Below are 26,740 nucleotides of genomic sequence, written 5' to 3'. Positions count from 1 at the left end.
GGAGCCGATTTCGGTTGGTTTCGAAATCGCGTACGACTCGGTATTTCATATCGGCGTATCCCTCGCATCCACCGCGGTCAGTCCCCTCTCATCCGGGAGAGGGAGCCGATCTCGGGCGGCTTCGAAATCGCGTACGACTCGGTATTTCACATCGGCGTATCCCTCGCATCCACCGCGGTCAGTCCCCTCTCCCTCCGGGGAGAGGGAGCCGATTTCGGTTGGTTTCGAAATCGCGTACGACTCGGTATTTCATATCGACGTATTCCTCGCATCCACCGCGGTCAGTCCCCTCTCATCCGGGAGAGGGAGCCGATCTCGGGCGGCTTCGAAATCGCGTACGACTCGGTATTTCATATCGGCATATCCCTCGCATCCACCGCGGTCAGTCCCCTCTCATCCGGGAGAGGGAGCCGATTTCGGTTGGTTTCGAAATCGCGTACGACTCGGTATTTCATATCGGCGTATCCCTCGCATCCACCGCGGTCAGTCCCCTCTCATCCGGGAGAGGGAGCCGATTTCGGTTGGTTTCGAAATCGCGTACGACTCGGTATTTCATATCGGCGTATCCCTCGCATCCACCGCGGTCAGTCCCCTCTCATCCGGGAGAGGGAGCCGATTTCGGTTGGTTTCGAAATCGCGTACGACTCGGTATTTCATATCGGCGTATCCCTCGCATCCACCGCGGTCAGTCCCCTCTCCCTCCGGGAGAGGGCTAGGGTGAGGGGCTTTTGTCTTTTCGCTTGTCGCGCGCCCCGACAACCCCTTATAACGACTGCTTTCATTTCAAGAACAAGAGACGTCAACCATGAGCAACGCCTGGAACGAAGGCTATTTCACCGACGAAGGCTACACCTACAGCTACAGCCGGGAGATCAACCCGGTGTTCCAGCGCTACTGCCTGTTGTTGCGCGGTTTTGCCAGTCTGGACAGTTCCGACGGCTACCACTGCGAACTCGGTTTCGGTCAGGGCGTGTCGATCAATATCCACGCCACCGCTAATCCGGGCACGTTTGTCGGTACGGACTTTCATCCGGGCCAGGCGGCTTATGCCGTTGAGCTGGCAGCGGCGGCCAACAATGGTGCCCGCCTCTACGACGACAGTTTCGAGCAACTGCTGGCGCGTGATGACCTGCCGCAGTTCGACAGCATCAGCCTGCACGGCATCTGGACCTGGGTCAGCCGCGACAACCAGAAGCTGATCGTCGAATTCACCCGCCGTCACCTCAAACCCGGTGGTCATCTGTACGTCAGCTACAACAGTTTTCCGGGCTGGTCGCCATCGGCACCGTTGCGCCAGTTGTTCAGTCTGCATGACCGCTTCGCTAACACCTCTGCGCGTCCGGATCAGCGCATCGATGCTGCGCTGCAGTTCTCCGAGGCGCTGCTGGCAGCCAACCCGAAATACGCCGCGGCGGCGCCGAGTCTGGGTGCGCGACTGCAGAGCATCAAGGGCCAGGATCGTCAGTACGTCGCCCATGAATATTTCAACCGCGACTGGAACTGCATGTACTTCGCCGACATGGTCGATGCCCTCGCACCTGCCAAGCTCGATTACGCGACGACCGCGGTACCGCTGGACTCAGTCGATCCGCTGAACCTGAGCGCGGAGGCGATGGATTTCCTCGAAACCATTGAGCATCCGGTCATGCGCGAGCAGGCGCGCGACTATTTCGTCAATCAGCATTTCCGCCGCGATCTGTACGTGCGCGGGGCCAATCGTCTGTCTGCGCCCGAGCGCCGCGCTCAGATGCTGCATACGCGCTTCGTGCTGCTGCAACCGGCAACAAGCGTACCCACCGCCGTCACCGGTCCGGCCGGCGAAGCCTCGTTGCAAGCGGAGATTTATGGCCCGGTACTGGACGCACTGGCGGACCAGACGTATGCCGCAAAATCAATGCGCCAATTGCTCGGGGCGACGGCGCCGCTGACCTTCGACGATCTAGAACAAGCGCTTGCCGTGCTGGTCGGCATGGGGGTCGTGGCGCCGTGCCAGAGCGAAGCGGCTGAATTGCAAGTGCAGGACCGCTGCGCGGCGCTCAATCTGCAATTGTGCAAACGCTCCCTGTTCACCGCCAGGGTTCAGGTGCTGTCCAGCCCGGTCACCGGTGGTGGCGTGACGGTCAGCCGTTTCCAGCAACTGTTCCTGATTTCCATCAAGCAAGGTAGAAAGCACCCAGCCGAATGGGCGCAACTGGCCTGGGGTGTGATCAGCGAACAAGGCGAAGTGCTGATCAAGGGCGACCAGCCGTTGCTCACTGCCGAACAAAACCTCGCTGAACTGACCGAGCAGGCGCAAGCGTTTGCCGAGCAATCGCTGGTGGTACTCAGAGCGTTGAAAATCGCTTGATGTGCAGTATGTGCGCAAGCACCAGCGGGCAATCCTGTCGGCGCTTGCGCGTTGTCTCAATGGCCGCGCCGTTTAATCAAAGGCGCCATCGAGTATTTCGTAAATCACACCGGTAGCCAGCGCGACTAGAATCAGATCCGTCCCCACCTGCTGCCATTCGTAGCCGTCGTAACGTGGCAAGTGCCCTAGCAGGCGCCCGTCCAGTTTCTTCGCGATACCGGGTGGCAGCGGTTTACCTCGCGCCAGATTTTTCTGGATGCCCGGCGGCAACGCCGGCCCCGGACTCCAGTAGTCGCGATAGCCACCAACAATTCCGAGGATGTTGCCGCGATCAATACTCGGACCGCCCCCGTGGCCTTGGTTGCCTTGGCCTCCCTGCTTGCCTTGCCCACCCTGATTACCCTGGCCTTTCTGTTTACCGTGATCCTGCATGTTCTGCGGATTGCCTTTGCCGTTGCCCTGCCCTTTGCCGTTTCCGGGGTCGGCCGAAGCCACCGCAGACGCTAAAACCAGTGCAAGGGACGACGCCGTGGCAATCCATTTACGAGAGCTGATCATGGGTACTCCTTCATGGCGGGAAGCTTCACTGTCATATGGACGCTGAACCTCAGCTTAGTTTATTTCCCCGCGCTGACCATCGGTTAACCAAGCGGCCGGGCTGCAGACTGTGCGAGGCTTCACTGTTTCTCTAACAAATTGACATTGCCTTGGCCCGGCGCTTGGGTCAGGATTCGCGCCTTTTCAACCGTCAGCCGCGTATCCGTCCACCGTACTGCGCCAGTCGCCCCCACTTGCCTGCCGAGCACCCCAGATGAACCGCCAGAAGAAACTCAAACAACTGTTCAAGGAAAAGGCCAAGAAGGCCAGTGCCAAACTGGCACCGAAAAAGCCCAGGTACATCAGCAAGGCGGATCGCTTGAAACTGGCCGCTGAAGCCGCGGAGCCGGTCGAGAGCGACGAACGTTACGCTTGAAGCGCGTTGCCTGGTAGCAACGCGCTGACCCGCTCGATCAAACGTCCGAATGCGTGTGGTAAATCTTGCTGACAATCGTCCACTGCCCTTCAACCTTCAGCAGATTGAAAAAATCGGTGAAACGAAAGCCCGAGACATTGTCGGTATCGACTCGCGCGCTGGCGGCAGTGCCGACGATATCGATCCGCACGATCGCCGCCTGAGCTTCGGGCGATGGGCGAAAGGACGTGTCGATCACGTCGTAGAGATTCTGGATCGCGCCGCCGACCAGGCGCTCGCCGTCGACGCCAAACATCGTCGCCTGCGGATGGAATGCCGGTTTCATCAGAGCACTGTCAGCTTTCGCGCCGCCCTCGTTGTACTGGCTGAGGACGGCGACGATCGCGTTGTATTCCTGCACGTAGGTGGGAGTGGTCATGGTGGGGTTCCTGTTTTGAGTGAAAAGGCTGCCGCCAGCCAAGGCTGACGCGGCAACGGGGGTTGATCAGGCGCTGGCGGTGGGCCAGTCGATGTAGCCTTTGGCGCCGCCGCCGTAGTAGCTCTCACGCGGCGCGATGGTCAGTTCGATTCCGCGACGCAGGCGCTCGACCAGATCGGGGTTGGCGATGAACAGCCGTCCGAACGCCACCGCATCGATCCGTCCTTGTGCGCGTCGCTCGAGGGCCATTGGCAGGTCGTAGTTGTTGTTGCCGATGAACGGCCCGGTGAACTGCGCACTCAGCGCGTCCAGATCAACACCTTCCGGCACGCTGCGCGACGTGGCTGTCGCCCCTTCGACGAAATGCAGGTAGGCCAGATTCAATGGATTGAGCTGCTGGATGAGATAGCCGTAAGTCGCCATGACATTGCTGTCGGGCGGCGTGTTGCCGGCATCAGGGGTAACCGGCGAAAGACGAATACCGACGCGGTCGCTGCCCCACACATCAATCACCGCGCGGGTGACTTCCAGGGTCAGGCGCGTACGGTTTTCGATGCTGCCGCCGTACTGATCGCTGCGCTGGTTGGTCGAGTCTCGCAAAAACTGATCGAGCAGATAGCTGTTCGCCGAATGCACTTCCACGCCATCGAAACCCGCCTGTTTGGCATTCTGCGCGGCACGCCGGTATTGCTCTATGACGCCGGCAATCTCCGCTGTTTCGAGTGCGCGCGGCATTGACACGTCGACGAAGCCTTATTCGGTGTAGGTGCTGCCCTCAGCCTTGATCGCCGAAGGTGCAACAGGGGCTTGGCCGTCCGGCTGCAACTCGACACTGGAAAACCGCCCGACGTGCCACAACTGGCAGATGATCTTGCCGCCGGCGGCGTGCACCGCATCGGTGACAGTCTTCCAGCCAGCGACCTGCTCCTGCGTCCAGATACCTGGCGTCATCGCATAGCCGCGACCTTGGGCAGAAATATTCGTCGCCTCCGCGATGATCAATCCGGCCGTGGCGCGCTGGGCGTAATAAGTCGCATGCATGGCGTTGGGCACGCCGTCGTTGGCCATTCGGCTGCGCGTCACCGGGGCCATGACGATGCGATTGGCCAAGTGCAGCGCGCCGAAGGTGACGGGTGAAAAAAGGTCGGTGTCAGCCGCGTGATCAATCATCTAACCTCCAAAACATTAGACTGGTCGTCTAGCAACCAGCGTTAAAAAAACGCCCCTGAGCCAGCGGGCGATTGCTTGTTTCAAGCGTCCGTTGAGTGGACGTTCAGTGGCAGTGCAGCGGCGCCTGGTGTTTCACATTTGCCTCGGCGGCACCGGGTTGCAGTGCGATTTTTTCCCACTTGGCAATCACCAGCGGCGCGATGGCATTGCCCAGTACGTTCAGCGTCGTGGTGCCGCTGTCGATGATCCGGAAAATCCCCGCGATCAACGCCACGCCCTCCAGCGGCAGGCCGGCCGACGCCAGGGTCGCGGAAAGAATGATGATGGCGAACCCCGGTACGCCCGCTGCGCCCTTGGACGTCAGCACCATGGTCACCACCAGCAATATCTGCTGCGACAGTGACAGGTCGATGGCGTATAGCTGCGCAACAAAAATCGTCGCGACGCCAAGGAAAATCGATGCCCCATCGAGATTGAAGGCATAGCCCACCGGCACCACGAAACTGACAATCCGCCGCGGTACGCCGTACTGCTCGAGTCTGCTCATCAACTGCGGCATGACCGCCGCCGAAGCGGCACTGGAAAACGCCAGGATCAGCTCGTTGCGGAAGTAGCCGATCAACTTGAAAATGTTCTCGCCGATCAGGTAGCAAATCCCGCCGAGTATCACCAAGGCAAAGACAACCAGCGCCAGATAGACCACGCCGATCAACTTGAGCAACGGCAACAGTGAGGCAAAACCAAACGTCGCGACGGTCGCACCGATCATGCCGAACACGCCAATTGGCGCGTAGGCCATGACCATGGAAACCACCTTGAACATCGCATCGGAAATGCTCTGCACCAAAGCGATGGCTGGCGCACTCTTGTCTTTGGGCAGTGCATTCAAGGCCAGGCCAAACAACACCGCGAAGAACAATACGGAGAGCAACTTCGCTTCCGACATGGCCACCAGCACATTGTCCGGGACGATGTTCTGCAGGATCACCAGAGCACCTTTGGACGGCTCCAGTTTGATCTCAGCGGCGTTGTGCGAAATGCCGGAAATATCGGTGCCTGCACCCGGTTCGAACAGGTTGGCAAAACACAGTCCGATGACGATCGCCAGCGCCGTGATCGCGAAGAAATAGCCCAACGACTTGGCGCCCATACGACCGAACGATTTGTTATCGCCACCGCCGGCAATCCCCAGAATCATGCAACAGAACACAATCGGCACCACCACCATCTTCATCATCTTGATAAAAATGTCGCCGAGCGGTTTAAGGATCTCCGCGCTGACCCACATTTGATACTGCGGATGGGTATTGAAATACCAACCGACGAGCACGCCAAGCACCAGCCCGGCAACGATTTGCCACACCAGGGGAATACGTTTCATGTCTAGCCTTCTTGTTGGAATGAACGGTCTGCGCAAAAGGCAGTTGCTAGAGTCATGAGCTTCCAGCTCACTGTGAGAAATGGCACAACGCTGTTGTGCCATGGCAGTTGTTACTTGGCGAAGAGCTGGCTCATATCCTTGAACGCCTTGAATTCCAGGGCATTGCCGCAGGGATCGAAGAGAAACATGGTGGCTTGTTCACCGACCTGGCCCTGAAAGCGAATGTACGGTTCGATCACGAACTGCGTGCCGAACGACTTCAGACGTTCTGCCAGTGCCTCCCATTGTTGCCAGCCGAGAATAATGCCGAAGTGCGGCACCGGCACGTCATGACCGTCAACCGGGTTGCTGTGCACGCTCTCTTGAGAGGCGGTTTTCGGATGTTCGTGAATCACCAGTTGATGGCCGTAAAAGTTGAAGTCGACCCATTGAGTGCTTGAGCGTCCTTCTTCAAGACCGAAGACTTCACCGTAAAAAGTGCGCGCCGCAGCCAGGTCATAAACAGGGATAGCGAGGTGAAAAGGCGAGAGAGTCATCAGAGCTCCAGGATCGTTTTGTTGGTTGGCAAACAAGTCACAGCGACATCGGCTCTTGCGGTTCAGCCAGCGCCGGGATGAAAAACATCCTAGGACGAAAAACCCAACATAAAAATCAATATATATTTCTCAGACTCACAACTAATATTTGTGAATGATCAAAGAACTGAAAACACTTATTGCCGTTGCGCGTGAAGGCACCTTCGCGGCGGCCGGTAACCGGATCGGCCTGACGCAGGCCGCGGTCAGCGCGCAGATGCAGCGCCTGGAAGCCGAACTCGGTTTCGAGATCTTCGACCGAAAGGGCCGCTCGGCGCACCTGAACAAGATGGGCCAGCAGATCCTGCTGCAAGCCCAGGACTTGCTCAGGCTCTATGACAACCTCGGTTCGACGGCGGTGGGCCTGCCGCCCAGTGTGCTGGTCAACCTTGGCGCGATTGCTTCGGTGCAGCGCTCCTATCTACCGGATGCGCTGGCGCGCTTTCACCAACAATGTCCGTACTGCCGAACCCGGGTGATTCCGGGCCTGTCGATGGAGCTGGTCAATCTGGTGGATACCGGCGAGATCGACATGGCTGTGGTCATTCGCCCGCCCTTCTCGCTGCAGAGTGATTTGCGCTGGACCACCCTGGCCCTCGAGCCGTATCGGTTGATCGTGCCCCGCGATATGGCGGGCGATGACTGGACGCAATTGCTGAGCAGCCAACCGTTTATCCGCTATGACCGCTCCTCCTTTGGCGGCAGACAGGTCGACCGGTTTTTGCGCCAGATGCATTTCAACCTGCGCGAAGTCTGTGAGCTGGACGAACTGGAGGCGATCATCAAACTCGTCGAAAACGGCGTCGGTGTGGCGCTGGTGCCGCAAACCTCGCCCGACTTTGAATGGCCTGCCGGCGTCCGCGCCTTCGATCTTGGGCCGCACACGTTTCACCGCGACATCGGCCTCGTCCACCGAGCGCGCGAGACTTTCACCGAGCCTGTGCGTGTCCTCGCCGAGTTGATCAGCACTCAGCTCAAGCCCCGCAGCGAGCAGGCTTGACCGGCCCAACCATTAACTGCGTCAATAACAACCATTAACTCAATGAAGTTCTCTTATCAGTGCCGCGGCGTAAGATCGGCTCCAGACCCAACCACTACCCAACGGAGCACACCATCATGAAACGCCAAGCCCTTCTCAGCATCGCTTTCTCGCTCTTCGCACTGAACGCTTTCGCCGCTACCCCTGCGCAGCCGCTGGTTGTCGAAGGGGGTTCCGACCGTTTGCTGGAACAACGCACCGCTGCTGCCACGCAAACCGATCCACTGTTCAGCGATGCCGTCGCCGCGACCGAAACCGATCCGCTGTTCAGCGACGCCGTAGCCGCCACTGAAACCGATCCCTTGTTCAGCGACGCCGTCGCCGCGACCGAGACCGACCCGCTGTTCAGCGATGCAGTAGCCGAAGGCGGTTCTGACCGTCTGATCGAACGCCGCGCCGTCTGAATGCCGCGTTTCACCGCGGTCACCGAAGAAAAGCCCGACCTCGCCGTCGGGCTTTTTGCGTTTGGGCTTGCGCAATACTGCGCGTAACCTCCTGCTCTCAACTAACCTTGAGTAACCTTATGCGGGAGCAAACAAATCATGTCCCTCGCGATCAGATTTCTGCTCGCCCCGACGGCTTCACTTCTGCTTGCCATGAGCGCCGACGCGCAAACCGAGGCCGACCCGCAGCAACCACCCGCCCTGCTCCCGCTGGCTTCCGAAGCCGCGCCCATGCTTACTGCCTACCCGCCGCTCGCCGAGCCGCTGGCCCGTGGCGTGGTGATCATTCAATACCGCACCGAACACACGCGGATCATGCCGGTGTTCGGCAAAGCGGCGGTGCTGGTCTCGCCGCGTCTGGGCCATCTGCACGTCACCGTTGATGACTGGCAAGGCACCTGGGCCCATACGAGTGAGGATCCGATCATTCTGGTCGGCCTGACCCCCGGTGCTCACAAGGTGCTGCTGGAGATTGCCGATCCGACGCACACCGTGCTGACCAGCACGACGGTGAATTTCGTCGTGCCCGCCAAGCAGCCCTGAGCGAAGTCGGCAGCCGGCGCGCAAACTTTTCCTCCGCCCTCGGGTTGATCACCTACCCTCATAGACTGTCTGGTCGATGCGAGCCGCCACGCCATGCGCGACACCTTGAAATGGATGTTGTTGGTCGCCCTTACCCTGCTCGGTAGCAGCAGCCTGGCGCTGTGGGCGGAGGATTTGCCGGCGCCGGCGCAGAATGCCGCCGCGCCGTTGCCGGTGATCGCGCAAAGTGATCTGCAAGCTCTGCAACAACGCCTCGACGGGCTCAAGCAGCAGATCTCGGCGGCGAACAATTACAACCAGCTCGAAGGACCGCAGGATCGGGTCCAGGCGTTCATTCTCGATATCGATCGATTGTCGGCTGCGCTGTTGCCGCAACAGGCGCAACTGGCGGTGCAATTGGGTGTGTTGGGCGCCGCGCCGGACACCGATGTGGCCGCCGAACAGGCCGACATCATTGCCCAACGGGCGACGCTGACGGCGCAGAAAAGCAAGCTCGACAGCACGCTTAAAAGCCTCGCCGCGCTAAAACAGAATGCGGCGGACCTGATCACCCAGATTGCCGGCATCCGCCGCACGTTGCTGGAAAGCGAACTGACGCTGGGCACCCATAGCGTACTGAATCCAGGCTTTTGGTCGCCGCTGGTCAATCCCGACGCAGATGACCGTCGGCGATTGCATTTCTTCGTCGACCAACTGCGCACTTCCGGGGCCAGCGTGTGGCTACCCGGCGAGCGCTTTTACACCAGCCTGCTGGTATTTCTGGCCTTTATCGTCTGGACATTCGGACGCCGGCTGGCCGAGCGCGGCCTGACCTGGCTGTGCATTCATCGCGTGCCGGAGGGACGGCTACGCCGCAGCGCGCTGGCCTTCGCCTCGGCACTGGCGACGATCGCCACCACCGCCATCGCCCTGCAAATCCTGTTCTATGCGTGCACCCGCCATCAGCCGTTGTCGCCGGTACTGCAAACCTTCTCCGAGGAATTCGAAAAGGTCGTGTATGCCTGCGTGCTGATCACCGGCCTGAGCCGCGCCCTGCTGTCGACCGCGCATCCCTCGTGGCGCTTGCCGGCGATTGCCGATCCAGTGGCGCAGGCGCTCAAGCCGTATCCGCGAGTTTTATCCTGCACGTTGCTGGTGTTGGTGACGCTGGTCCAGGTCAGCAACGCCACCGGCATGAGCAGCCAGATCGTGATTGCCGGGCGCGGGATCATTGCCATGGTGGTGCTGGCGATTGTCCTGACCTTGCTGCTGCGGGTCGGCAAGGTGCGCAAGGCGCTGGTCGCGGCCAACGATGCGGCGGCGGCCAACAGCACCTTTGCCGGGATCATCTACACGGTCGCGAGCGTTTCGATTCTGGTTTCGGCGCTGGCCCTGCTCGCCGGCTATGTTTCGCTGGCGCGGTTCATCAGTTACCAGCTGGTCTGGGGCTTTATTGTCCTGTCCGGTTTCTACCTGCTGATCCAACTGGTCAAGGACCTCTGTGAACACGTGTTCTCGCCCCGACATGCCAGTGGCAAGGCTCTCAAGCAACTGCTCGGCATCGGCGATCGGCGCCTCGATCAGATGGCAATCCTGCTGTCGGGCTTCAGCCGTGCCGCGCTGATGCTGCTGGCGGTGATCAGCCTGTTCGTCGGCGGTATTGGCACCACGCTCGGGCAACTGCTGAGCAACATCATGGTCATCCTCGGCGGCGCCGGGTTGCGCAAGTTGAACATCGTCCCCGCGCACCTGCTCAATGCCGTGCTCGCGCTGATTATCGGAATCTGGCTGATCCGCACCCTGAGCCGCTGGCTGGACAATGAGTTCCTGCCCAAGACCGAGATGGACCCCGGCATGTGCGCGTCGCTGAGCACGCTGTTTTCCAACATCGGTTATGCCTTGGTGATTCTGCTGACCCTGTCGTCGCTGGGCGTGCAGTGGACCAATCTGGCGTGGATCGTCAGTGCGCTGTCGGTGGGCATCGGTTTCGGTTTGCAGGAGATCGTGAAGAATTTCGTTTCCGGGCTGATTCTGTTGACTGAACGGCCGGTGAAGGTTGGCGACCTGATCAGCATCAGCGGCGTTGAAGGCGACATCCGCCGGATCAACGTGCGCGCCACGGAAATTCAGCTCAGCGACCGCTCGATTGTCATCGTGCCCAACTCGCAATTGATCTCGCAGAACCTGCGCAACGTCACCCTGGGCGGCAGCGCGCAAGGCGTGGCATCGCTGGAGCTGATGTTCCCGCTGGACATCGACCCTGAGCAAGTCAAAGAGCTGCTTCTCGATGCCTACCGCGAGAACGAAACCCTGCTCGATAAACCGGCGCCGTTCGTGCGCTTCAGCAAGCTGTCGCCGGACGGGATCACCCTGACGGTGACCGGGTACGTGGCGAGCCCGAGGATTGTCGGGGTGACCAAAAGTGATTTGCTGTTTGAAATCTTGAAGCGTCTGAGTGCGGCGGGCATCGCGCTGGCGAAACCACCGGCCGCGAGTTGAGGGAGCCCGACCCGGCACTCAGGCTTTACGCGTGACCACACGTCGATGGCAGTCGGCCGGAGTCAGCACCTTGCCCGACGTCGAGCGTACAGCGATGGTCTCCACCGGTTGGTCTGAATCGTTGTCGAGCAGCACCGAGTGGCTCTCACCTTCGCTGTACAGGAAGCGCTCCCCCCACTGGCGCATGCTGACCACGATCGGAAACACCGCGCGGCCCATTTCGGTCAGCACATATTCCTTGTAGGCGCTGCCATCGGAGGCCGGCTGGATCTCCAGAACGCCCAGTTCCACGAGCATTTTCAATTTCACCGTGAGGATGTTTTTCGCCAGCCCCAGGCGTTTCTGGAACTCGCTGAAGCGGCGGACATCGTCGAAGGCGTCGCGGATGATCATCAGCACCCAGCGATCGCCAATGGCCTCGAGTGTTCTGGCGACCGGGCATTCGCTCTGTGCCAGTAATTTCTGTCTGGCCATGACGCTCCAGTGGGCAGATGGGAAGGAAGAAAAACGATCTAACGTCAGACGAAAATGTTTTGCAAAATGTGGTTGTATTTAACAACTTGATTTGATAAAAATCAACGCATCGGTTTTGTTTCGAAACCACATATTCCAAGGATTGGATGGATGCCGTACACGCCTCATGCCCCGGTAAAAATGGACGCCGAAGCCGAAAAGGCGACCGGAGGACACTCACAGACTCCGCGGTCTGCCAGCCCCTCGACCCTCAGCCGCTATCAAACCCTGCTCTTCGCAATCACCTGCGCCATGGCCGTGGCCAACGTTTACTTCGCCCAGCCATTGCTCGAGTCCATGGCGTCGAGCCTGGCCGTTTCGCCGGGCACGATCGGCATCGTTGTCACCGCGACTCAGGCGGGCTATGCCGTAGGGTTGTTGTTTATCGTGCCGCTGGGGGACCTGCTCAATCGCAAGAAACTCATCCTCACGCAAATGCTGATGTCGGCCTTGGCCTTGTGTGCGGTGGGACTCGCCGGTAACTGGGGCATGTTGCTCGGTGCCATGGTGTTGGTGGGCCTGATGGCGGTGGTGGTGCAGGTGGTCGTGGCCTACGCTGCCTCGCTGGCCAGCCCGGAACAGCGCGGCGCAGCCGTCGGCACGGTCACCAGCGGCGTGGTGCTGGGCATTCTGTTGGCGCGCTTCGTGTCAGGGGCAGTCGCCGATCTGGCCGGCTGGCGTGGCGTTTACTTTGTCTCGGCTGCGCTGATGATCGGGATGGCGCTCGTGTTGTGGCGAACCATGCCCGCCTCCGCAGCCCCGCCGGCCAAAGGCAGTTACTGGCAGTTGTTGCGATCGGTGTTCCAGCTGTACCTGACCGAGCGCACGCTGCGGGTCAGAGGCACCTTCGCCCTGCTGATCTTTGCCGCCTTCAGCGTGCTGTGGACGTCGATGGTACTGCCGCTGAGCGCGCCACCGCTGTCGCTGACGCACACGCAGATCGGCCTGTTCGGCCTCGCCGGTGTGGCCGGTGCGCTGGCAGCAGCGCGGGCCGGCCGCCTGGCGGATCAGGGACGTGGCAATCGCACCACCGGCATCGCCCTGGCGTTGTTGACCCTGTCATGGCTGCCCACGGCGTTTGTCGAAAGCTCATTGCTGGCCATGGTCGTGGGTGTGGTGCTGCTGGACTTCGCCGTACAAGCGGTGCATGTCACCAACCAAAGCCTGATTTTCGCGGCTCGCCCGGACGCGCAAAGCCGTCTGGTCGGCGCCTATATGTGTTTCTACTCGGTAGGCAGTGGCCTTGGTGCGATTGCGGCCACTTACACCTATGCACACTTTGGCTGGGTCGCTGTTTGTATTCTGGGTGCGGCCATCAGTGCTGTCGCCCTGCTCTACTGGTTATATCTGGGGCTGACCTCCAACTAAGCTCATAACTTTCAAGAACTTCTCACTGTCGTTTTAAAACGCTGGCGTGAAACTGTGTGCCTGCCACACGAACTTAATATTCAACCGAGGTCAGTATGGCGTTGCACACACTCACCATTACTTCGCATCAACTTGAATTTCAGCTGCCGGCCAACTCCGCGCTTACCGACATCGAGTGGGAAGCCGGCGGCAAGAACGTGATCCCGCTGGGCTGCCGGGTCGGGGCCTGCGGCGCATGCCTGATCAAAGTCAATTCGGGCCTTGAGGCGTTGAATCCTCGGGACGGTGACGAAGAAGCGTTTATCGAGGTACTGGGTTACAGCGGAGAAGAATACCGGCTGGCCTGTCAGTGCCTGATAAGAGGTGAATTGGCCATAGAAGTGATTGGCTGATAGTTGCAGTTGAAGTCTGGTCATTATTAAACGCGTTAAAACAAACCCAAAATAGAGGCTTGAATATGCTTAACCGTGTAAAGAATGTTGGCTATGGTGATCGCACACCTTTCCTCAACGCTGCCGCTTCGGTAAATCTGCGTGGGGAAATCGACCGGATCATCGACGGGCAAGTTGAGCAATGGTACGAAACCGTGCCTCAAGCCGCGCACCTGGAAGGCAAAGACGTCAACAGTGCCTATTACAAACGCCACCTGGTTGAAACCGCATGGCGCATCCGTCTGCTGCGCGTGGCGGAAGCCAAGGCACTGGTCGAGGTTGCCAAGGTCAGCCCGGAAGCCGCGCAGATCTGGGCTCACTACGAACAGGAAGAAATGCTCCATGACGACCTGTTCATCCAGGATCTGCAACGTGTCGGTGTAAGCCGCGAAGAGTTCCTCGCCACCGAACCCTACCTGTCGACCAAACTGCTGGCCGGTTTCTTTTCCTACCTGCTGGATCACGAAGGTCCACTGGGTGTGATCGCCTATTCCTACCTGGTCGAGTACGTCAACGTGAAGCTGGAGCCGCGCAAGCTCGAAGCGCTCAAGGTTTCGGTTGGCGAAAAGAACATCGTCGGCCAGGTGTCGCACTCCCACACCGACATCAACGATGACCATCCGGGTGAAGTCTGGGCAGCCCTGCGCTTCCTGATCAAAGGCGAGCAGGACATCGCAGCCCTGAAGCGTTACCTGGCCGAGCACCAGAAAATCCTCGCCATGTATTTCAGCGAGCTGTACATCGACACCCTGGCCAAGCCGCAAGACAAGGCTGCTTAAGCCATGGAGCAGGCAATGAATTCGAATCGACCCGGTGTTCTGATCCTGAGCCACTGTGGCTTTTCTTTCCTGGAGGACTTGAAGGAGCAGCTGCAACGGCGCCAGCTCCGGTGTTTCGTGCTGACTTCATTGCCGCTCGCCGAGCATGTGCCGGCTCGCCTGGAGCAGATCCAGGTCTGGGCGGACCGGCTCTACACCGCCGACTCCCACCAGTTGAAACTGGAGGACGTCAACAATGCCCTGCAAACGCTGCACAAGTCGGGCGAGCAGGTCACCTGTTGCATCAGTGTGTGGGAAGGCTATCGACACCTGATGGCGGCGGCGAACGCAGCGCTCGGCACCTATGACATCGACGCGCAGCAGGCCCTGGCATTGCGCAACAAGCTCAATGTGCGCAATCAACTGGCCGATGCCGGTTTGTCGCAAGCCCGTGCGCACGCGCTGACCGCACCGGTATTGCAAACGCTGCAAGCGCAGAGCGCGCGTTATTTCATCAAACCGATTCACGGAATTGCGTCCTACGCGGCATTTCCGCTGCGTGAGGACACCACCTGGAAGGCCCTCGAAACGCTGCGCCTGGCCTCGGTCGAGGACACGGTATACGCCTCGGCATTCAATGACGGGCTGCAGTTCATGGCCGAGGATTACATTGCCGGCCAGGAATTCAGCTTCGAGACCTTGTTGATCGACGGCCAGACGCATGTCGTTGCCATCCACGAAAAATACGAAGTGACCGAAACCGCTGACACCGTCCTTGAAGACAGTTGCACCACCCCCCCGGCGAGCCTCGATCAGGCACAGATCGCGGCGGGCCTGCAGTGGCTGGAAAAAGTCTTGAAGTGCATGGCGCTGCGTTGGGGTTGCTATCACATCGAGGCACGTTTTACCGGGCAGCACTGGGATCTGATCGAGATCAATCCACGCGTGGGTGGCAGCCTGATTTCCCACAGCGTCGAAGCCGTCACCCACGGCCACAGCATGCTGTCGCTGTGGCTGGATCTGTTGCTGGCCAGCCAGGACGATCACGCGCCACGCGATGCCCTCGCGCAACAGCTGAACGCGTTCCAGTGGCAGGCGGATGGCACCAGTGCACAGTCGGTGGCGACGTTCTTCCGGGTGTATTTCGCTCAACCGGGAACGTTGAGTTCGGTGGCGCTGAACGAGCTGCCCCTCGCCCCCACCGTCAGGCACATCCTGCTCAAGGCCGGCGATGTGATTCCAGCCCATGCCCGAGAGGTGTTTCTCGGCCAGTTGCTGTGGGCCTTCGATCGCAGCCGCCAGGCCGAGGAGCTTGAGCGTTTGGCGCACCTGTCCGCAACGGCGCTGGATATTCGCTACGAACCCGGCACCCCTTGATTACGCCAGGCCAGCGCCTGGCACAGCCTTGCTGTTCATGAACACTGACAAGTATCGAGGATGACCAACATGCCGCTGCGTGCGCCTGTATTGCTGATAGTGGATTACAACCTGAGCCGGATCGGCGATGTCCTGCATATGCGCAACCATGCGCGCGAGCGCTGGGGAGCCGAAACCTGGCTGATCCGGGCCAACCCGCAAGACCATGACCTGCAGATCAGCGACCGGGTGATCGACGCCGACCCGCTGGCCCCCGACTTCGTCGCTCAGGCCTTGCATCGGCTGGCCGGTGACGCGGCCCGGATCAGCGCCGGGCTGGTGTTTTCCGACAACGCCGTGGCCAGCGGCGCGGCGCTGCTCGAACGGCTCGGCCTGCCGGTGGACGACGCCGCACGAGCGCTCGCGGCCTTCGACAAGCTCGCCTACCGCGAGGCCGAGCGAGCGATTGCACCGCTGCTGGACCGTCTCGGGGTGATGCTGCCCGACTTTCAGCCGATCGAATGCGTCAATGATGTGCGCAACTTTGCCTTGCGCCAGGAGCGCGGTTTCGTCATCAAACCCGCCTGTGAAGGCAACAATCGCGGTGTGGTCATGGTTGCTCCGGGCGGTGACTGCGAAGACGCGTTTGCCGAGGTCGCACCGTATCTGGACGGCGGCGTGCTGGCCGAAGCTTTTATCGCCTATACCCGCGAGTATTCCTACGATGGGCTCGGCGAGCTGTGGTTCATCACCGAAAAAGTCAGCGCCACCGGGCGCTATCCGGTCGAGGTTGCGCAGATTCTGCCCGCCCGCCTTAGCACGCAGGAGCGTCAGGCGATCCGGCTGACCGGCGAGCAGGTCAATCGCCTGGTAGGCCAGCGAATCGGCCCGTTTCACAACGAGATCAAGCTCAGCGACAGGGATTACCACACGGCCGTCATCGAACCCAACCGACGGCCGGGCGGGATGAAAATCTGGACACTGGCCAAAGCCGTTCATGGTCTGGACCTGTACGCGGCGTGGGTCGATTCGGTATTCGCCGCCACCGTCCCGCGCGAACTGCCCGATGCTTCCTGCAGCGCGGCCACCGTGATGTTCGGCGTGCCGCAGGACATGACTCTGGATGTCAGTGGACTCGGCGCGATCGACAGCCTGGTCGAGGACACACTGACCCGCGCCGCGCAAACATTCGCCATGGCCAGCGCCGACATCACGCTACTGGAATGTGCATGGATCGCCGGGGAGTCGCGGTTGATCCACGCGATCCCGAGAGACAACAGCGATTTCGTTGCCCACGCGTGCGTCGCCTTGCATGACCCGCGCGTAGACATTCGCGATCTGGTGGCGGTGCTGCGCGAACAATGGCAGGTGGTGCTGAACCGCAGCCTGGCCTGCGAGCAACCCTTGAAAGTCGCCTCCTGAGCCTTTTTTTCACGCGTCGAGACCACTGGCATGAAAATCCTGATTCTCCACCGAGTCCCCTACCCGCGCATCGACTACCACCGTGGCATCGACCACGAACGGCATGACGTCACGTACCTGGGCAAACAATCGGCGATCGACACCCTGCCGTCAGAGCTGCGCTGCACGCGCGTGGTCCGGTCGGGGCTGAGCAACGCCTGTGACGAAACCCTGGCGTGGCTGGCGCAGCATCCGCAGACCTTCGACCGGGTCATTTCGATGTCCGAGTACGAACTGCTCGATGCGGCGCGCTTGCGCGAAACCCTGAACATTCAGGGTGCCTCGCTCAAGGCGGTCACGCTGGCTCGTAACAAACTGGAAATGAAGGCCGCGGTGCAGGCACGCCGGTTGCGTGTACCGCGCTTCATGGCGCTGGAGCGCTACCTGGCTCTGCAAGGGCGAGTGCCATGGACCAGCGCCACCGTGCTCAAACCGCACAGTGGCGCATCGAGCATGGACGTCAGCATCCACTCACAACCGGCGCAGGCCTTCGATGAAATCCGCCACAAGATCAGTGAACTGGCGCTGCCCATCGAAGACTTCCAGGTCGAAGAATTCATCAGCGGCCCGATCCGTCATTTCGACGGACTGGTACTCAATGGGCGCATCCTGACCCTGCTCTCCAGCGAATACGTCGGCACCTGCCTGGACTATATGGAGCGCGGCAGTGCGCTGGGTTCCTGGCATCTGCCGACCACCGAGGCCATGCACGCCTGGGTGGGCGCAGCGTTGCAGGCCGTACAGATCGACAACGGCGCCTTCCACCTGGAAGCGATCATGGATGGCGACGAACCGGTGTTCCTCGAAGTCGGCAACCGGGTCGGCGGTGCAGATGTGGTCGCGACCTATGAATTGGCAACCGGCATTCATCTGCCGTCGCTGGAACTGCGCATCCACGTCGACGGCGAACTGGATATTGCGCCGTTCGCCGCGCAGCCGCCGGACCTCGGTTTCGGTTGGTTCGTGTTCCCTGGCCACACCCATGCACAACGCATCTATCAGGGCCTCAACGGCGCCGAGGAACTGCGTGCAAGCCCGCACGTCGTGCAGTGGAACGAACTGCAGCCAGGCTCGCTGCTGCCAGAGCACGTGACGTATTCGGCGTTCGAAGCGCCGTTGGCCGGCATCGTCAAGACCGCCGAGCCGCAACAGACCCGCGCGCTGCTGCAAACGCTGTTTTCCCGGGTGAGCCTCGCCCATGACCTGACGTCCGTTGCGTGACGTCGCCTTTGACCTTCAAGGCCATTCATCCATGAAACCACTGCACGTAGTGTTGGCTGTATTGATCACGGCGATCTGGGGTGTGAATTTCTCAGTCATCAAACTGGGGCTCGCCACCGTCGACCCTTTCATTCTGGCGGGTATCCGCTTCAGTCTCTGTGCGTTACCGGCGATCTTTTTCATCCGCAAGCCCGATGTGCCATGGCGCTACATCATCGGCTACGGCCTGGTGTTCGGCATCGGCCTGTGGGGCGTGGTCAATCTTGGCATCAAGGCCGGTCTGTCCGCAGGCATCGCTTCGCTGGTGCTGCAATTCAGCGCCTTTTTCACCATTCTGCTCGGCGGCTGGGTGTTCAAGGAAGCGCTGACCCGTTTCCAGATTCTGGGCATGCTCATCGCGCTGGCGGGGCTGCTATGCATCATCAAGATCAGTGACGGTTCGGTGAGTGTCCCCGGGGTGTTGCTGGTGCTGGTGGGCGCCGCTTCGTGGAGCGTGGCCAACGTCATCAACAAGAAGGCCAGCACCAAGGATGTCTTTGGCTTCCTGGTGTGGTCGAGTGCCTTTGCACCGATCCCGCTGTTCGCCCTCGACTACGCGGTCAACGGCAGCGCCGGCTACACCGCGTTCGTCCAACAGGTGGACACGACCGCCGTACTGTCGATCCTCTTTCAGGTGTACCCGAACACACTGTTCGCCTACTGGATCTGGAACTCGCTGCTCAAGACCTACCCGGTTTCCACGGTGGCGCCGCTGTCATTGCTGGTGCCGATCTTCGGCATGCTCGGCTCGGTGGTGGTGTTCAACGAAAGCGTGCCGGCGAGCAAGATCCTCGCGGTGGTGTTCATTGTTCTCGGGCTGGCTGTCGGCCTCTATGGCCAGCGTATTTTCAATGCTATGTTCGCGCGTCCTGCGCGCAGTTCACTATGAATCGACAGGGAATCGGTATGAGTCTGGGAAGACGTGATTTTATGGGCGCCACTGTCGGGGCGTCCCTGATTGGAGGCAGCATGATTGCAGGGTTGGCAAGCGCACAGGCGGCTCAGGCACCGGCGCACAATGACACCACCACGCCGTTCGATCCGGCCGACTGGGCGTCGGTTCGCGCGCAGTTCAAGCTGTCGCCGCAGTTCGTGCACATTTCCAATTTTTTTCTGGCCTCCAACCCCAAACCCGTGCGCGAAGCCATGGCCCGCCACCGCCAGGCGTTCGATGAGAACCCCTACACCTACCTGGAAGACAACATGTTCGCCAGGCCCGACGACATGGTCTGGCGCAAGGTTTGCGCCGCAGCTGCCGAATACACCGGTGGTCGCGCCGAGGACATCGCGCTGACCACCAGCACCACCCAGGGTCTGGCAATGATCTACAACGGTCTGAAGCTTGAGCCCGAACAGGAAATCCTCACCACCCACCACGAGTGGTATACGCACGACGAGGCCATGCGCCTCGCCGTCGTCAAATGGGGCGGCAGCATTCGCCGCATCGATCTGTATGAGGGCCCCGAGGATGTCAGCGTCGACGCCATCGTCGCACGCATCGAAACCGCCATCAGACCGACCACGCGAATCCTCGCCATGACCTGGGTGCATTCCGGTACCGGCGTGCGTTTGCCGGTCAAGGAAATCGGGGCGCTGGTGGCGCGGCTCAATCAGGATCGCGCCGAGGCGGACCGGATCATCTATGTGATCGACGGTGTGCACGGTTTCGGTTGCTCCGAAGCCCAGGTGGCCAGCCTCGGCTGTGATTTTTTCAGCGCCGGCACCCACAAGTGGATCCTCGGCCCGCATGGTACGGGGCTGGTCTGGGCGCGCGAAGGCCAATGGGCGCAGATCGTCCCGACCATCCCCACCATCATGGCCGCCGAGCCCGGCAATGCCTGGCGTGAGCTGCGCGATCCGCAAGGCGAAACGCAGGCGGCCTGGGTCAGCCCAGGCGGGTTCCTGGCATTCGAAAACCAATGGGGCGTGATCGAGGCGTTCGAATTCATCAAGAAAATCGGACGCAAGCGCATCGCCGATCGTGTGGCCGAACTCAACGGGCAACTCAAGGAAGGTCTGGCCGCACTGCCCAATGTGTACTTGCACACGCCGCGCGCCGCTGAGTTTTCCGCAGGCATCGTCTGCTGTGACGTCAAGGGTTCGACGCCCAAGGAAATCGTGGCGAAATTGAAGGCGCACAACATCATCGCCAGCGCCACCCCCTACCGGCATTCAACGGTGCGATTCTCGGCCGGCATCATCAACACTGCGCGGGACATCGACAGGACCCTCGAGGTCATGCGCACGCTGGTCTGACCCCGGCCCGAACAGCCATCACCCTGGCAGCCCGCCACCCGGGCGCCGGGGCTGACCTCGGCCATCCATCCAAGCATCGTGTGTGCCCAAGGGCAAGGATCGATCTAATGAGTGAACAACAAAGTACCTCGAAGGAACTGGCGGTTTTCCTGTTCTGCTCGACGGTTTATCGACTGTTTTCCGGTGCACTGCTGGTATCGCTGACCTGGACCATTCTCAAACAGAACGATGACGATTACCTGCCGTTGGCGCTGGCGATTTTCTGCTCGTTCATACCGGCCTTCATCACACCGGTGATGATCAAACGCTTGTCACGCCGCATGGACGGTCGCCAGATGAGTGCCTGGTTCGTCTTGTGCCTGACCGGACTGGCGTTGATCTCTGGCCTGTCGCGCAATGTCACGGTCGGCCTGCTGGTCACCAACCTGTTCGTCTGGCTGATGATCATGTCGCTGGAGGCCAGTCTGGACATGTGGTTTACCCAGTTGCAACGAGGCATGGATCAAACCACGGTGCGGCGGATCAGCGGCGCGACCACGGCGACGAGCCAGGCCGCGCTGATGGTCGGGCCGTTGCTGGCCGCAGGTCTGATGCCGATATTGAACGGGATGGGTTTTTCGCTGGTGCTCGGCGCCGGCTTCCTGCTGGTCGCGGGCGTTTGTCATAGCCGTCGCAGCCTGCCGGTGGCGGTTCAGGAGGCCGGCAAGGTCGTGGCGCCGGCGCGTTTGCCGTTAACCCTGTTTGTGCCAATGGTGCTGATCTGGCCCATTCTCGGCGCCTTCAATTTCATGCTGCCGGTGTACGTGTCGAATCATGGCTGGTCGCTGTTCGAACTCGGCGTGCTCGACGCCGTATTTGGCCTGGGCATGGCCCTGATCGGCGTGCTGGTGATCATTGCCAATACCGGACGGAACCTGCTCGCCTACCTCTGCGCGTTGATCGCTCTGGCCGTTATTTCCACTTCGATGTGGTGGCTGATGCCTGACACGCTGCTGCTCAAGGCGCTGAGCCTGCTGATTCTCGGCATGGCATTCGGCGGTGCACGAGTCCACATCCGCGTGGCGATCGCCTATCGCTACAGCGAAGCCGCCGTGGGCCTGTACGTGAGCAAAGCCAACGCGCTGGCCACGCCGGTGCTGCTGCTGATACTCAGCCTGCAACTGGCGATCATCGAAAACGCCTGGCTGTTGCCGTTCCTGTTGGTGTCATTGACGGTGGCCCTGTTGCTGCAAACTTCGGCCACTCGCTTTGCGCGAGGACAGGCGCCGGTGGAGGCAGTCAGCGTCTGAGCATTACGCAGAGCGGCGTTCAGAAAATCGCTTGAAGAAAAAACCGGCTGATTACGCCGGTTTTTTTTCGTCGCGGCAAAATGTCCTGCCAATACGCTCGGCGAGTTGCAGGCGCGTCCTGCACAAATGTTCTAAACGCCTCAAGCCATTGCGCGGTATTTTATCCAGCCGTACTTCGCCAATCCGAACCCTGGAGCCTTCGTGGATAAACGCAACTGGATCGAACTGTCCCAGGATGTCGACACCGGGATCGAATCGATTCGCGCTCATTTTGAAGGGCATGCCTACGACCCGCACTGGCACGACAGTTTTCTGGTCGGCGTCACCGAGCAAGGCGTGCAGCAATTCAATTGCCGGCGCAGGCGCCACCGCAGTACGCCGGGCCAGGTGTTTCTGCTCGAACCGGGGGAAATTCATGACGGCCATGCGCCGACCGAGGACGGTTTCACCTATTCGATGCTGTACCTTGATCCGCACTGGCTCGAGCGCGAAGTGCATGCGCTTTACGAAGACGCACCGTCGAACAGTCAGCCGGGATTTGCCGACACGCTGAGCCAGGACCCGCGTCTCGCCACCGCGATTGTTCAGGCCTTTCATGCGCTGCACGACGGCGATTTGCGCATCGTCCGCCAAACTGCCATCGACGGGCTGCTGGGCTCGTTGACTCGCCACCTCGACTGGCGCAAGCGTCAGCCGATTGATCCACGCTTGCCGCTGGTAGCGCAGGTCGCGCGGGATTATCTGCACGCGCATGCCTTTGAAGACATTGGTCTGGATGATCTGGCGAAGATCTGCGGGGTCGACCGGTTTCGCCTGAGCCGCGCGTTCAAGGCTGCTTTTGGCTTGGCCCCGCATGCCTATCTGATCCAGTTGCGCCTGGCCAAGGCGCGGCAGTTGCTGGCGCGCGGCGAGACGCCGGCCGAGGTTGCCTGTGTGCTGGGGTTTGCCGATCAGAGTCACCTGGGCCGCTGGTTCCGACGCGCCTACCAGTTGACCCCGGCAGACTACCGCAAGCGCTGCTCAAACCTTCCAGACTGAGGCGCGCCGACTGGCGATCATGCAGGCCTGTTTCAACTTTCAGGATCTGCGCATCATGGCCTCATTACTGCCCTTTCTGCTGTTCGCTTTCGTAGCTTCGATCACGCCCGGCCCGACCAATATTCTGGTGCTGAGCCACAGTTCCCGGCAGGGCCTGCTCGCCACCCTGCCGATCATCTTCGGCGCCTGCACTGCGGCGGCGCTGATTGTGCTGGTGGTGGGCCTGGGCGCTGGCGAAACGCTGTTGCGCTATCCGCTGGTGCAACACGCCATGGCCTGGGGCGGCGTGCTCTGGCTGAGCTGGCTGGCCTTGCAGATTTTTCGCAGCCCGCCGCCGTCGCTGGACCCGGCTCAGCAACAAGATTCAGGCATCAGCGTCTTCGGCGCGGCGCTGCTGCAACTGGTCAATCCCAAGGTATGGATGATGGCCGTGGCGGTGGTCAGTGTGTTCGTCGGCGGAGGCGACAAGACCTTGCGCCTGCTGGTGTTGTCACTGGCCTTTCTGTTGGTCTCGCTGCCGTGCATGACCTTCTGGGCGCTGCTCGGGGTGGGCAGCACGCGGTTGTTCGGCTCCGCACGGGCGTACCGGCGCATGAATGCCGCGCTGGCGCTTTTGCTGCTGATTTCGGCGTGGCTGGCGGTGTTGCTGTGAGTTCTAATTGCCTGTCGCCTGCCGATACTCGCGTGGGGTGAACCCGGTCGAGGCCTTGAACTGGCGGGTGAAGGCGCTGTGATCGGTGTAGCCACATTGCAGCGCCACGTCAGTGATCGGCAGGTCGCTGTGCAGCAAGCGGTGCGCGTGTTCCAGGCGTATTTTCTGGATCATCTGCCGCGGCGTCAGATGGAACACGCGTTTGCAGTAGCGCTCCAGTTGCGCCACCGAGATGCCGGCGATGCGCGTGAGTTCGCCCAGCGTCACCCGGCGATTGAAGTTGGCACGAATGTGTTCGTCGACCGCCGCCAGCCGCTCGAACGCCGGGTGGGTTTCGCTGGCTGATTGCAGGTCCACGGAAATCCCGACCAGGCCGATGATTTCTCCGCCACGGTTGTACAGCGGCTGTTTGTGCGTCAGGCACCAGCCCGGCTCGCGGCTGCCATACAGATGCAGTTCGAGCTGATCCTGCAGCACAAACCCTTCCTCCAGCACTTTGCGATCCTGCTCGGTGTAACCCGGCCCCAGTTGCGCCGGGAACACCTGCGCACTGGTCTTGCCGAGCAACGGACGCAAATCCCTCAAGCCGCAGCGCTGCACCAGCGTGCAATTGGCGAGGACATATCGGGCCTGCAGATCCTTGATGAAAATCGCCGCGTTGGGGATCACGTCGAGCATCGGTAACAGCAGCGCGGCGCTCGCCACCAGTTCTTCGAGGGTCTGCGGGCGCTGGCCGTTGCCGCCCTGCGCCAGGATCGAAAGCGCGCTGTGCATCAAAGAGTGTCCTCGGTTCGTGGATCGGCCAGGTGCCCGATCTGCGGCGGTCGCGTGCAGATTGCAACATCGCCCGAAGCCTGTCGAGCGTGGCGTTCCAGCAGCGCCATTGTGCTGAATTCGTCATCGATGCCGCGCTAAAACATCAATCGCTGCTGCGTCGATGAGTGCAGAGTCAGGCCGGAAAGTGAAGTCGCTGCCTCCAGCGCCAGCGTGAGTCCTCGGCGCCTACTGAAATCATCTACGGGACATGCCCATGAAACGATTGCACGTGATCGACTCGCACACCGGCGGCGAACCTACCCGGCTGATAATGGACGGCTTCCCCGCCCTGCCCGGCGCGACCATCGCCGAACAACGCGATGCCCTGCGCAGCCAGCATGATCAGTGGCGCCGCGCCTGCCTGCTGGAGCCGCGCGGCAACGACGTACTGGTCGGCGCGCTGTATTGCCCGCCGGTCTCGGCGGAGGCCACCTGCGGGGTGATCTTCTTCAACAACGCCGGTTATCTGGGCATGTGCGGCCACGGCACCATCGGCCTGATCAACTCGTTGCAGTACCTGGGCAAGATCCAGCCCGGCGAACACAGGATCGACACGCCGGTAGGCCCGGTCAGCGCCACCCTGCACGAGGATGGCAGCGTGACCGTCGGCAACGTGCCCGCCTATCGCTACCGCACGCAGGTGGCGGTAGACGTGCCGGGTTTTGGCCAGGTATCCGGCGACATCGCTTATGGCGGCAACTGGTTTTTCCTGGTCTCCGAGCACGGCCAGACCTTGACCATGGACCACGTCGAGCACCTCACCACCTACACCTGGGCCATGCTCAAAGCCCTTGAAGATCAGGGCATTTACGGTGAGGACGGCGCGGTCATCGATCACATCGAACTGTTCGCCGATGACGCCAACGCCGACAGCCGCAACTTCGTCATGTGCCCCGGCAAAGCCTATGACCGCTCACCGTGCGGCACCGGCACCAGCGCCAAACTCGCCTGCCTGGCTGCCGACGACAAATTGCAGCCCGGCGCGCTCTGGGTGCAGGCGAGCATCACCGGCAGCCAGTTCGAAGGCCGCTTCGAATGGGCAGGCGAGCGCATTCGCCCGTTCATCACCGGCCGCGCCTACATGACCGCCGACAGCACCCTGCTGATCGACGAACAGGATCCGTTCGCGTGGGGTATCTGAGCCGCCACGCTGGTTTTTCACCTTACTTCGAATGCTGTGCCAAGGAGTCATGACAATGAGCGACAACATCTTCACCGGTTGCATGCCGGCCCTGATGACCCCGTGCACCGCCCAGCGCACCCCGGACTTCGACGCGCTGGTGGCCAAGGGTCGCGAACTGGTCGACATCGGCATGAGCGCGGTGGTCTATTGCGGTTCGATGGGCGACTGGCCGCTGCTCACCGAAGCCCAGCGTCAGGAAGGCGTGGCGCGGCTGGTCGCGGCCGGCGTGCCGACGATTGTCGGCACCGGCGCGGTGAATTCCCGGGAGGCGATATCCCATGCCGCGCACGCCGCCAAAGTCGGCGCGCAAGGCCTGATGGTGATTCCGCGAGTGCTGTCGCGTGGGGCTTCTGCGGCGGCGCAAAAGGCGCATTTCTCGGCGATTCTGCAAGCCGCGCCGAACCTGCCGGCGGTGATCTACAACAGCCCCTACTACGGCTTCGCCACCCGCGCCGAGCTGTTCTTCGAACTGCGTCGCGAGCACCCGAACCTGATCGGCTTCAAGGAGTTCGGCGGCGCCGCCGACCTGCGTTACGCCGCCGAAAACATCACCTCCAAGGACGATGACGTGACCCTGATGGTCGGCGTCGACACCCAAGTGGTGCACGGTTTCGTCAACTGCAACGCCGCCGGCGCGATCACCGGCATCGGCAACGCCCTGCCGCGCGAAGTGCTGCAACTGGTGGCGCTGAGCAAGCAAGCGGCCAAGGGCGACGCCAGGGCGCGGCGTCTGGCGCGGGAGCTGGAGTCGGCGCTGGCGGTGTTGTCGTCGTTCGATGAGGGCTGCGATCTGGTCCTGTATTACAAGCATTTGATGGTGCTCAACGGCGACAAGGAATACACCCTGCACTTCAACGAAACCGACGCCTTGAGCGACTCGCAACGGCGTTACGCCGAGCAGCAATATGCGCTGTTCCGTCACTGGTATGAAAACTGGTCGGCGGAACAGGACTTCGCCTGAGTCACGCACTTGCACCTGCCGTGCAGCCCGA

The 26,740-nt window shown here is 61.0% G+C and carries 25 protein-coding genes and 1 pseudogene; 19 read left to right on the top strand and 7 right to left on the bottom strand.

Annotated features, from left to right (window positions below; genetic code table 11):
• Nucleotides 1-805 precede the first annotated feature (805 nt).
• Nucleotides 806-2,347 (top strand): class I SAM-dependent methyltransferase, encoded by a 1,542-nt coding sequence (locus BLU24_RS13670; RefSeq protein ID WP_093101071.1) that lies wholly within the window; start codon nucleotides 806-808, stop codon nucleotides 2,345-2,347.
• A 72-nt stretch (nucleotides 2,348-2,419) separates the two neighbouring features.
• On the opposite strand, the gene BLU24_RS13665 is transcribed toward BLU24_RS13670, so the two are convergent.
• The gene (locus tag BLU24_RS13665) at nucleotides 2,420-2,905 is read right to left on the bottom strand and encodes an anti-virulence regulator CigR family protein (protein ID WP_093101068.1); all 486 of its coding nucleotides are present in this window, start codon (nucleotides 2,903-2,905) and stop codon (nucleotides 2,420-2,422) included.
• Between the two features lie 253 nt (nucleotides 2,906-3,158).
• Here BLU24_RS13665 and BLU24_RS13660 point away from each other — a divergent pair, with 253 nt between their 5' ends.
• Nucleotides 3,159-3,320 (top strand): DUF2986 domain-containing protein, encoded by a 162-nt coding sequence (locus BLU24_RS13660; protein ID WP_093101065.1) that lies wholly within the window; start codon nucleotides 3,159-3,161, stop codon nucleotides 3,318-3,320.
• Nucleotides 3,321-3,357: 37 nt separating this feature from the next.
• Here BLU24_RS13660 and BLU24_RS13655 read toward each other — a convergent pair whose 3' ends face one another.
• From BLU24_RS13655 to BLU24_RS13640, 4 genes and pseudogenes are all read right to left on the bottom strand, one after another.
• On the bottom strand, nucleotides 3,358-3,738 hold the full coding sequence (locus BLU24_RS13655; protein ID WP_093101062.1) for a nuclear transport factor 2 family protein: 381 nt from the start codon (nucleotides 3,736-3,738) through the stop codon (nucleotides 3,358-3,360).
• A gap of 66 nt (nucleotides 3,739-3,804) precedes the next feature.
• Nucleotides 3,805-4,908, bottom strand: a pseudogene (locus BLU24_RS13650) (alkene reductase).
• A gap of 103 nt (nucleotides 4,909-5,011) precedes the next feature.
• Nucleotides 5,012-6,289, bottom strand: a complete 1,278-nt coding sequence (locus BLU24_RS13645) for a cation:dicarboxylate symporter family transporter (protein WP_093101059.1) — start codon at nucleotides 6,287-6,289, stop codon at nucleotides 5,012-5,014.
• Between the two features lie 110 nt (nucleotides 6,290-6,399).
• On the bottom strand, nucleotides 6,400-6,825 hold the full coding sequence (locus BLU24_RS13640) for a VOC family protein (RefSeq protein WP_090283955.1): 426 nt from the start codon (nucleotides 6,823-6,825) through the stop codon (nucleotides 6,400-6,402).
• 154 nt (nucleotides 6,826-6,979) lie between these two features.
• Between BLU24_RS13640 and BLU24_RS13635 the strand changes: the two genes are divergently transcribed.
• The 4 genes from BLU24_RS13635 to BLU24_RS13620 all read left to right on the top strand — a co-directional run bounded on the left by BLU24_RS13635 (nucleotide 6,980) and on the right by BLU24_RS13620 (nucleotide 11,367).
• Nucleotides 6,980-7,864 (top strand): LysR family transcriptional regulator, encoded by an 885-nt coding sequence (locus tag BLU24_RS13635; protein WP_093101056.1) that lies wholly within the window; start codon nucleotides 6,980-6,982, stop codon nucleotides 7,862-7,864.
• 116 nt (nucleotides 7,865-7,980) lie between these two features.
• The gene (locus BLU24_RS13630; protein ID WP_093101053.1) at nucleotides 7,981-8,307 is read left to right on the top strand and encodes a hypothetical protein; all 327 of its coding nucleotides are present in this window, start codon (nucleotides 7,981-7,983) and stop codon (nucleotides 8,305-8,307) included.
• A 138-nt stretch (nucleotides 8,308-8,445) separates the two neighbouring features.
• Nucleotides 8,446-8,889, top strand: a complete 444-nt coding sequence (locus BLU24_RS13625; protein WP_093101050.1) for a DUF6130 family protein — start codon at nucleotides 8,446-8,448, stop codon at nucleotides 8,887-8,889.
• Nucleotides 8,890-8,982: 93 nt separating this feature from the next.
• A complete protein-coding gene (locus tag BLU24_RS13620; protein ID WP_093101047.1) occupies nucleotides 8,983-11,367 on the top strand; it encodes a DUF3772 domain-containing protein in 2,385 nt (794 codons plus the stop codon).
• A gap of 18 nt (nucleotides 11,368-11,385) precedes the next feature.
• On the opposite strand, the gene BLU24_RS13615 is transcribed toward BLU24_RS13620, so the two are convergent.
• Nucleotides 11,386-11,841, bottom strand: coding sequence for a winged helix-turn-helix transcriptional regulator (locus tag BLU24_RS13615; RefSeq protein ID WP_090283965.1), 456 nt, complete (start codon nucleotides 11,839-11,841; stop codon nucleotides 11,386-11,388).
• Nucleotides 11,842-11,991: 150 nt separating this feature from the next.
• On the opposite strand from BLU24_RS13615, the gene BLU24_RS13610 reads away from it, so the two are divergent.
• The 11 genes from BLU24_RS13610 to BLU24_RS13560 all read left to right on the top strand — a co-directional run bounded on the left by BLU24_RS13610 (nucleotide 11,992) and on the right by BLU24_RS13560 (nucleotide 23,749).
• Entirely contained in the window at nucleotides 11,992-13,248 is a 1,257-nt protein-coding gene (locus BLU24_RS13610; RefSeq protein WP_093101044.1) for an MFS transporter, read from the top strand.
• A gap of 95 nt (nucleotides 13,249-13,343) precedes the next feature.
• Entirely contained in the window at nucleotides 13,344-13,640 is a 297-nt protein-coding gene (locus tag BLU24_RS13605) for a 2Fe-2S iron-sulfur cluster binding domain-containing protein (RefSeq protein WP_090283969.1), read from the top strand.
• A 65-nt stretch (nucleotides 13,641-13,705) separates the two neighbouring features.
• Entirely contained in the window at nucleotides 13,706-14,458 is a 753-nt protein-coding gene (locus BLU24_RS13600; RefSeq protein WP_090283971.1) for a hypothetical protein, read from the top strand.
• A gap of 15 nt (nucleotides 14,459-14,473) precedes the next feature.
• Nucleotides 14,474-15,814: an ATP-grasp domain-containing protein gene (locus BLU24_RS13595; RefSeq protein WP_093101041.1), complete on the top strand. Its 1,341-nt coding sequence runs from the start codon at nucleotides 14,474-14,476 to the stop codon at nucleotides 15,812-15,814.
• A gap of 69 nt (nucleotides 15,815-15,883) precedes the next feature.
• Nucleotides 15,884-17,215: an ATP-grasp domain-containing protein gene (locus BLU24_RS13590; RefSeq protein ID WP_093101038.1), complete on the top strand. Its 1,332-nt coding sequence runs from the start codon at nucleotides 15,884-15,886 to the stop codon at nucleotides 17,213-17,215.
• A 30-nt stretch (nucleotides 17,216-17,245) separates the two neighbouring features.
• Complete coding sequence (locus BLU24_RS13585) at nucleotides 17,246-18,475, top strand: ATP-grasp domain-containing protein (RefSeq protein WP_093101035.1); 1,230 nt, start codon at nucleotides 17,246-17,248, stop codon at nucleotides 18,473-18,475.
• A gap of 31 nt (nucleotides 18,476-18,506) precedes the next feature.
• Nucleotides 18,507-19,403 carry an EamA family transporter gene (locus tag BLU24_RS13580; protein WP_093101032.1) on the top strand — a complete coding sequence of 299 codons (897 nt, stop codon included), beginning with the start codon at nucleotides 18,507-18,509 and terminating at the stop codon, nucleotides 19,401-19,403.
• Nucleotides 19,404-19,483: 80 nt separating this feature from the next.
• A complete protein-coding gene (locus tag BLU24_RS13575) occupies nucleotides 19,484-20,770 on the top strand; it encodes an aminotransferase class V-fold PLP-dependent enzyme (protein ID WP_093101029.1) in 1,287 nt (428 codons plus the stop codon).
• Nucleotides 20,771-20,877: 107 nt separating this feature from the next.
• Nucleotides 20,878-22,059, top strand: a complete 1,182-nt coding sequence (locus tag BLU24_RS27780; protein WP_093101026.1) for a hypothetical protein — start codon at nucleotides 20,878-20,880, stop codon at nucleotides 22,057-22,059.
• 201 nt (nucleotides 22,060-22,260) lie between these two features.
• Complete coding sequence (locus tag BLU24_RS13565) at nucleotides 22,261-23,097, top strand: AraC family transcriptional regulator (protein WP_090283981.1); 837 nt, start codon at nucleotides 22,261-22,263, stop codon at nucleotides 23,095-23,097.
• A 55-nt stretch (nucleotides 23,098-23,152) separates the two neighbouring features.
• Nucleotides 23,153-23,749, top strand: coding sequence for a LysE family translocator (locus BLU24_RS13560; protein WP_093106665.1), 597 nt, complete (start codon nucleotides 23,153-23,155; stop codon nucleotides 23,747-23,749).
• Between the two features lie 3 nt (nucleotides 23,750-23,752).
• Here the strand turns inward: BLU24_RS13560 and BLU24_RS13555 are convergent, their stop codons facing one another.
• On the bottom strand, nucleotides 23,753-24,523 hold the full coding sequence (locus BLU24_RS13555; RefSeq protein ID WP_093101023.1) for an AraC family transcriptional regulator: 771 nt from the start codon (nucleotides 24,521-24,523) through the stop codon (nucleotides 23,753-23,755).
• A 256-nt stretch (nucleotides 24,524-24,779) separates the two neighbouring features.
• Between BLU24_RS13555 and BLU24_RS13550 the strand changes: the two genes are divergently transcribed.
• Together BLU24_RS13550 and BLU24_RS13545 are read left to right on the top strand one after the other, a co-directional pair.
• Nucleotides 24,780-25,706, top strand: coding sequence for a 4-hydroxyproline epimerase (locus BLU24_RS13550; RefSeq protein WP_093101020.1), 927 nt, complete (start codon nucleotides 24,780-24,782; stop codon nucleotides 25,704-25,706).
• A gap of 55 nt (nucleotides 25,707-25,761) precedes the next feature.
• A complete protein-coding gene (locus tag BLU24_RS13545; protein ID WP_093101017.1) occupies nucleotides 25,762-26,709 on the top strand; it encodes a dihydrodipicolinate synthase family protein in 948 nt (315 codons plus the stop codon).
• The last annotated feature ends 31 nt before the right edge of the window (nucleotides 26,710-26,740 follow it).

Source organism: Pseudomonas sp. Z003-0.4C(8344-21) (assembly GCF_900104975.1).
Classification (GTDB): domain Bacteria; phylum Pseudomonadota; class Gammaproteobacteria; order Pseudomonadales; family Pseudomonadaceae; genus Aquipseudomonas; species Aquipseudomonas granadensis.
Note: the sequence above shows the minus strand (reverse complement) of the source record. Positions and strands in the feature narration are given on the sequence as shown.

What these genes read in the sequence shown, in the direction of transcription:
- BLU24_RS13670 (WP_093101071.1), top strand. Translation starts at nt 806, where the DNA reads ATGAGCAACGCCTGGAACGAAGGCTATTTCACCGACGAAGGCTACACC.
- BLU24_RS13665 (WP_093101068.1), bottom strand. Translation starts at nt 2,905, where the DNA reads ATGATCAGCTCTCGTAAATGGATTGCCACGGCGTCGTCCCTTGCACTG.
- BLU24_RS13660 (WP_093101065.1), top strand. Translation starts at nt 3,159, where the DNA reads ATGAACCGCCAGAAGAAACTCAAACAACTGTTCAAGGAAAAGGCCAAG.
- BLU24_RS13655 (WP_093101062.1), bottom strand. Translation starts at nt 3,738, where the DNA reads ATGACCACTCCCACCTACGTGCAGGAATACAACGCGATCGTCGCCGTC.
- BLU24_RS13645 (WP_093101059.1), bottom strand. Translation starts at nt 6,289, where the DNA reads ATGAAACGTATTCCCCTGGTGTGGCAAATCGTTGCCGGGCTGGTGCTT.
- BLU24_RS13640 (WP_090283955.1), bottom strand. Translation starts at nt 6,825, where the DNA reads ATGACTCTCTCGCCTTTTCACCTCGCTATCCCTGTTTATGACCTGGCT.
- BLU24_RS13635 (WP_093101056.1), top strand. Translation starts at nt 6,980, where the DNA reads ATGATCAAAGAACTGAAAACACTTATTGCCGTTGCGCGTGAAGGCACC.
- BLU24_RS13630 (WP_093101053.1), top strand. Translation starts at nt 7,981, where the DNA reads ATGAAACGCCAAGCCCTTCTCAGCATCGCTTTCTCGCTCTTCGCACTG.
- BLU24_RS13625 (WP_093101050.1), top strand. Translation starts at nt 8,446, where the DNA reads ATGTCCCTCGCGATCAGATTTCTGCTCGCCCCGACGGCTTCACTTCTG.
- BLU24_RS13620 (WP_093101047.1), top strand. Translation starts at nt 8,983, where the DNA reads ATGCGCGACACCTTGAAATGGATGTTGTTGGTCGCCCTTACCCTGCTC.
- BLU24_RS13615 (WP_090283965.1), bottom strand. Translation starts at nt 11,841, where the DNA reads ATGGCCAGACAGAAATTACTGGCACAGAGCGAATGCCCGGTCGCCAGA.
- BLU24_RS13610 (WP_093101044.1), top strand. Translation starts at nt 11,992, where the DNA reads ATGCCGTACACGCCTCATGCCCCGGTAAAAATGGACGCCGAAGCCGAA.
- BLU24_RS13605 (WP_090283969.1), top strand. Translation starts at nt 13,344, where the DNA reads ATGGCGTTGCACACACTCACCATTACTTCGCATCAACTTGAATTTCAG.
- BLU24_RS13600 (WP_090283971.1), top strand. Translation starts at nt 13,706, where the DNA reads ATGCTTAACCGTGTAAAGAATGTTGGCTATGGTGATCGCACACCTTTC.
- BLU24_RS13595 (WP_093101041.1), top strand. Translation starts at nt 14,474, where the DNA reads ATGAATTCGAATCGACCCGGTGTTCTGATCCTGAGCCACTGTGGCTTT.
- BLU24_RS13590 (WP_093101038.1), top strand. Translation starts at nt 15,884, where the DNA reads ATGCCGCTGCGTGCGCCTGTATTGCTGATAGTGGATTACAACCTGAGC.
- BLU24_RS13585 (WP_093101035.1), top strand. Translation starts at nt 17,246, where the DNA reads ATGAAAATCCTGATTCTCCACCGAGTCCCCTACCCGCGCATCGACTAC.
- BLU24_RS13580 (WP_093101032.1), top strand. Translation starts at nt 18,507, where the DNA reads ATGAAACCACTGCACGTAGTGTTGGCTGTATTGATCACGGCGATCTGG.
- BLU24_RS13575 (WP_093101029.1), top strand. Translation starts at nt 19,484, where the DNA reads ATGATTGCAGGGTTGGCAAGCGCACAGGCGGCTCAGGCACCGGCGCAC.
- BLU24_RS27780 (WP_093101026.1), top strand. Translation starts at nt 20,878, where the DNA reads ATGAGTGAACAACAAAGTACCTCGAAGGAACTGGCGGTTTTCCTGTTC.
- BLU24_RS13560 (WP_093106665.1), top strand. Translation starts at nt 23,153, where the DNA reads ATGGCCTCATTACTGCCCTTTCTGCTGTTCGCTTTCGTAGCTTCGATC.
- BLU24_RS13555 (WP_093101023.1), bottom strand. Translation starts at nt 24,523, where the DNA reads ATGCACAGCGCGCTTTCGATCCTGGCGCAGGGCGGCAACGGCCAGCGC.
- BLU24_RS13550 (WP_093101020.1), top strand. Translation starts at nt 24,780, where the DNA reads ATGAAACGATTGCACGTGATCGACTCGCACACCGGCGGCGAACCTACC.
- BLU24_RS13545 (WP_093101017.1), top strand. Translation starts at nt 25,762, where the DNA reads ATGAGCGACAACATCTTCACCGGTTGCATGCCGGCCCTGATGACCCCG.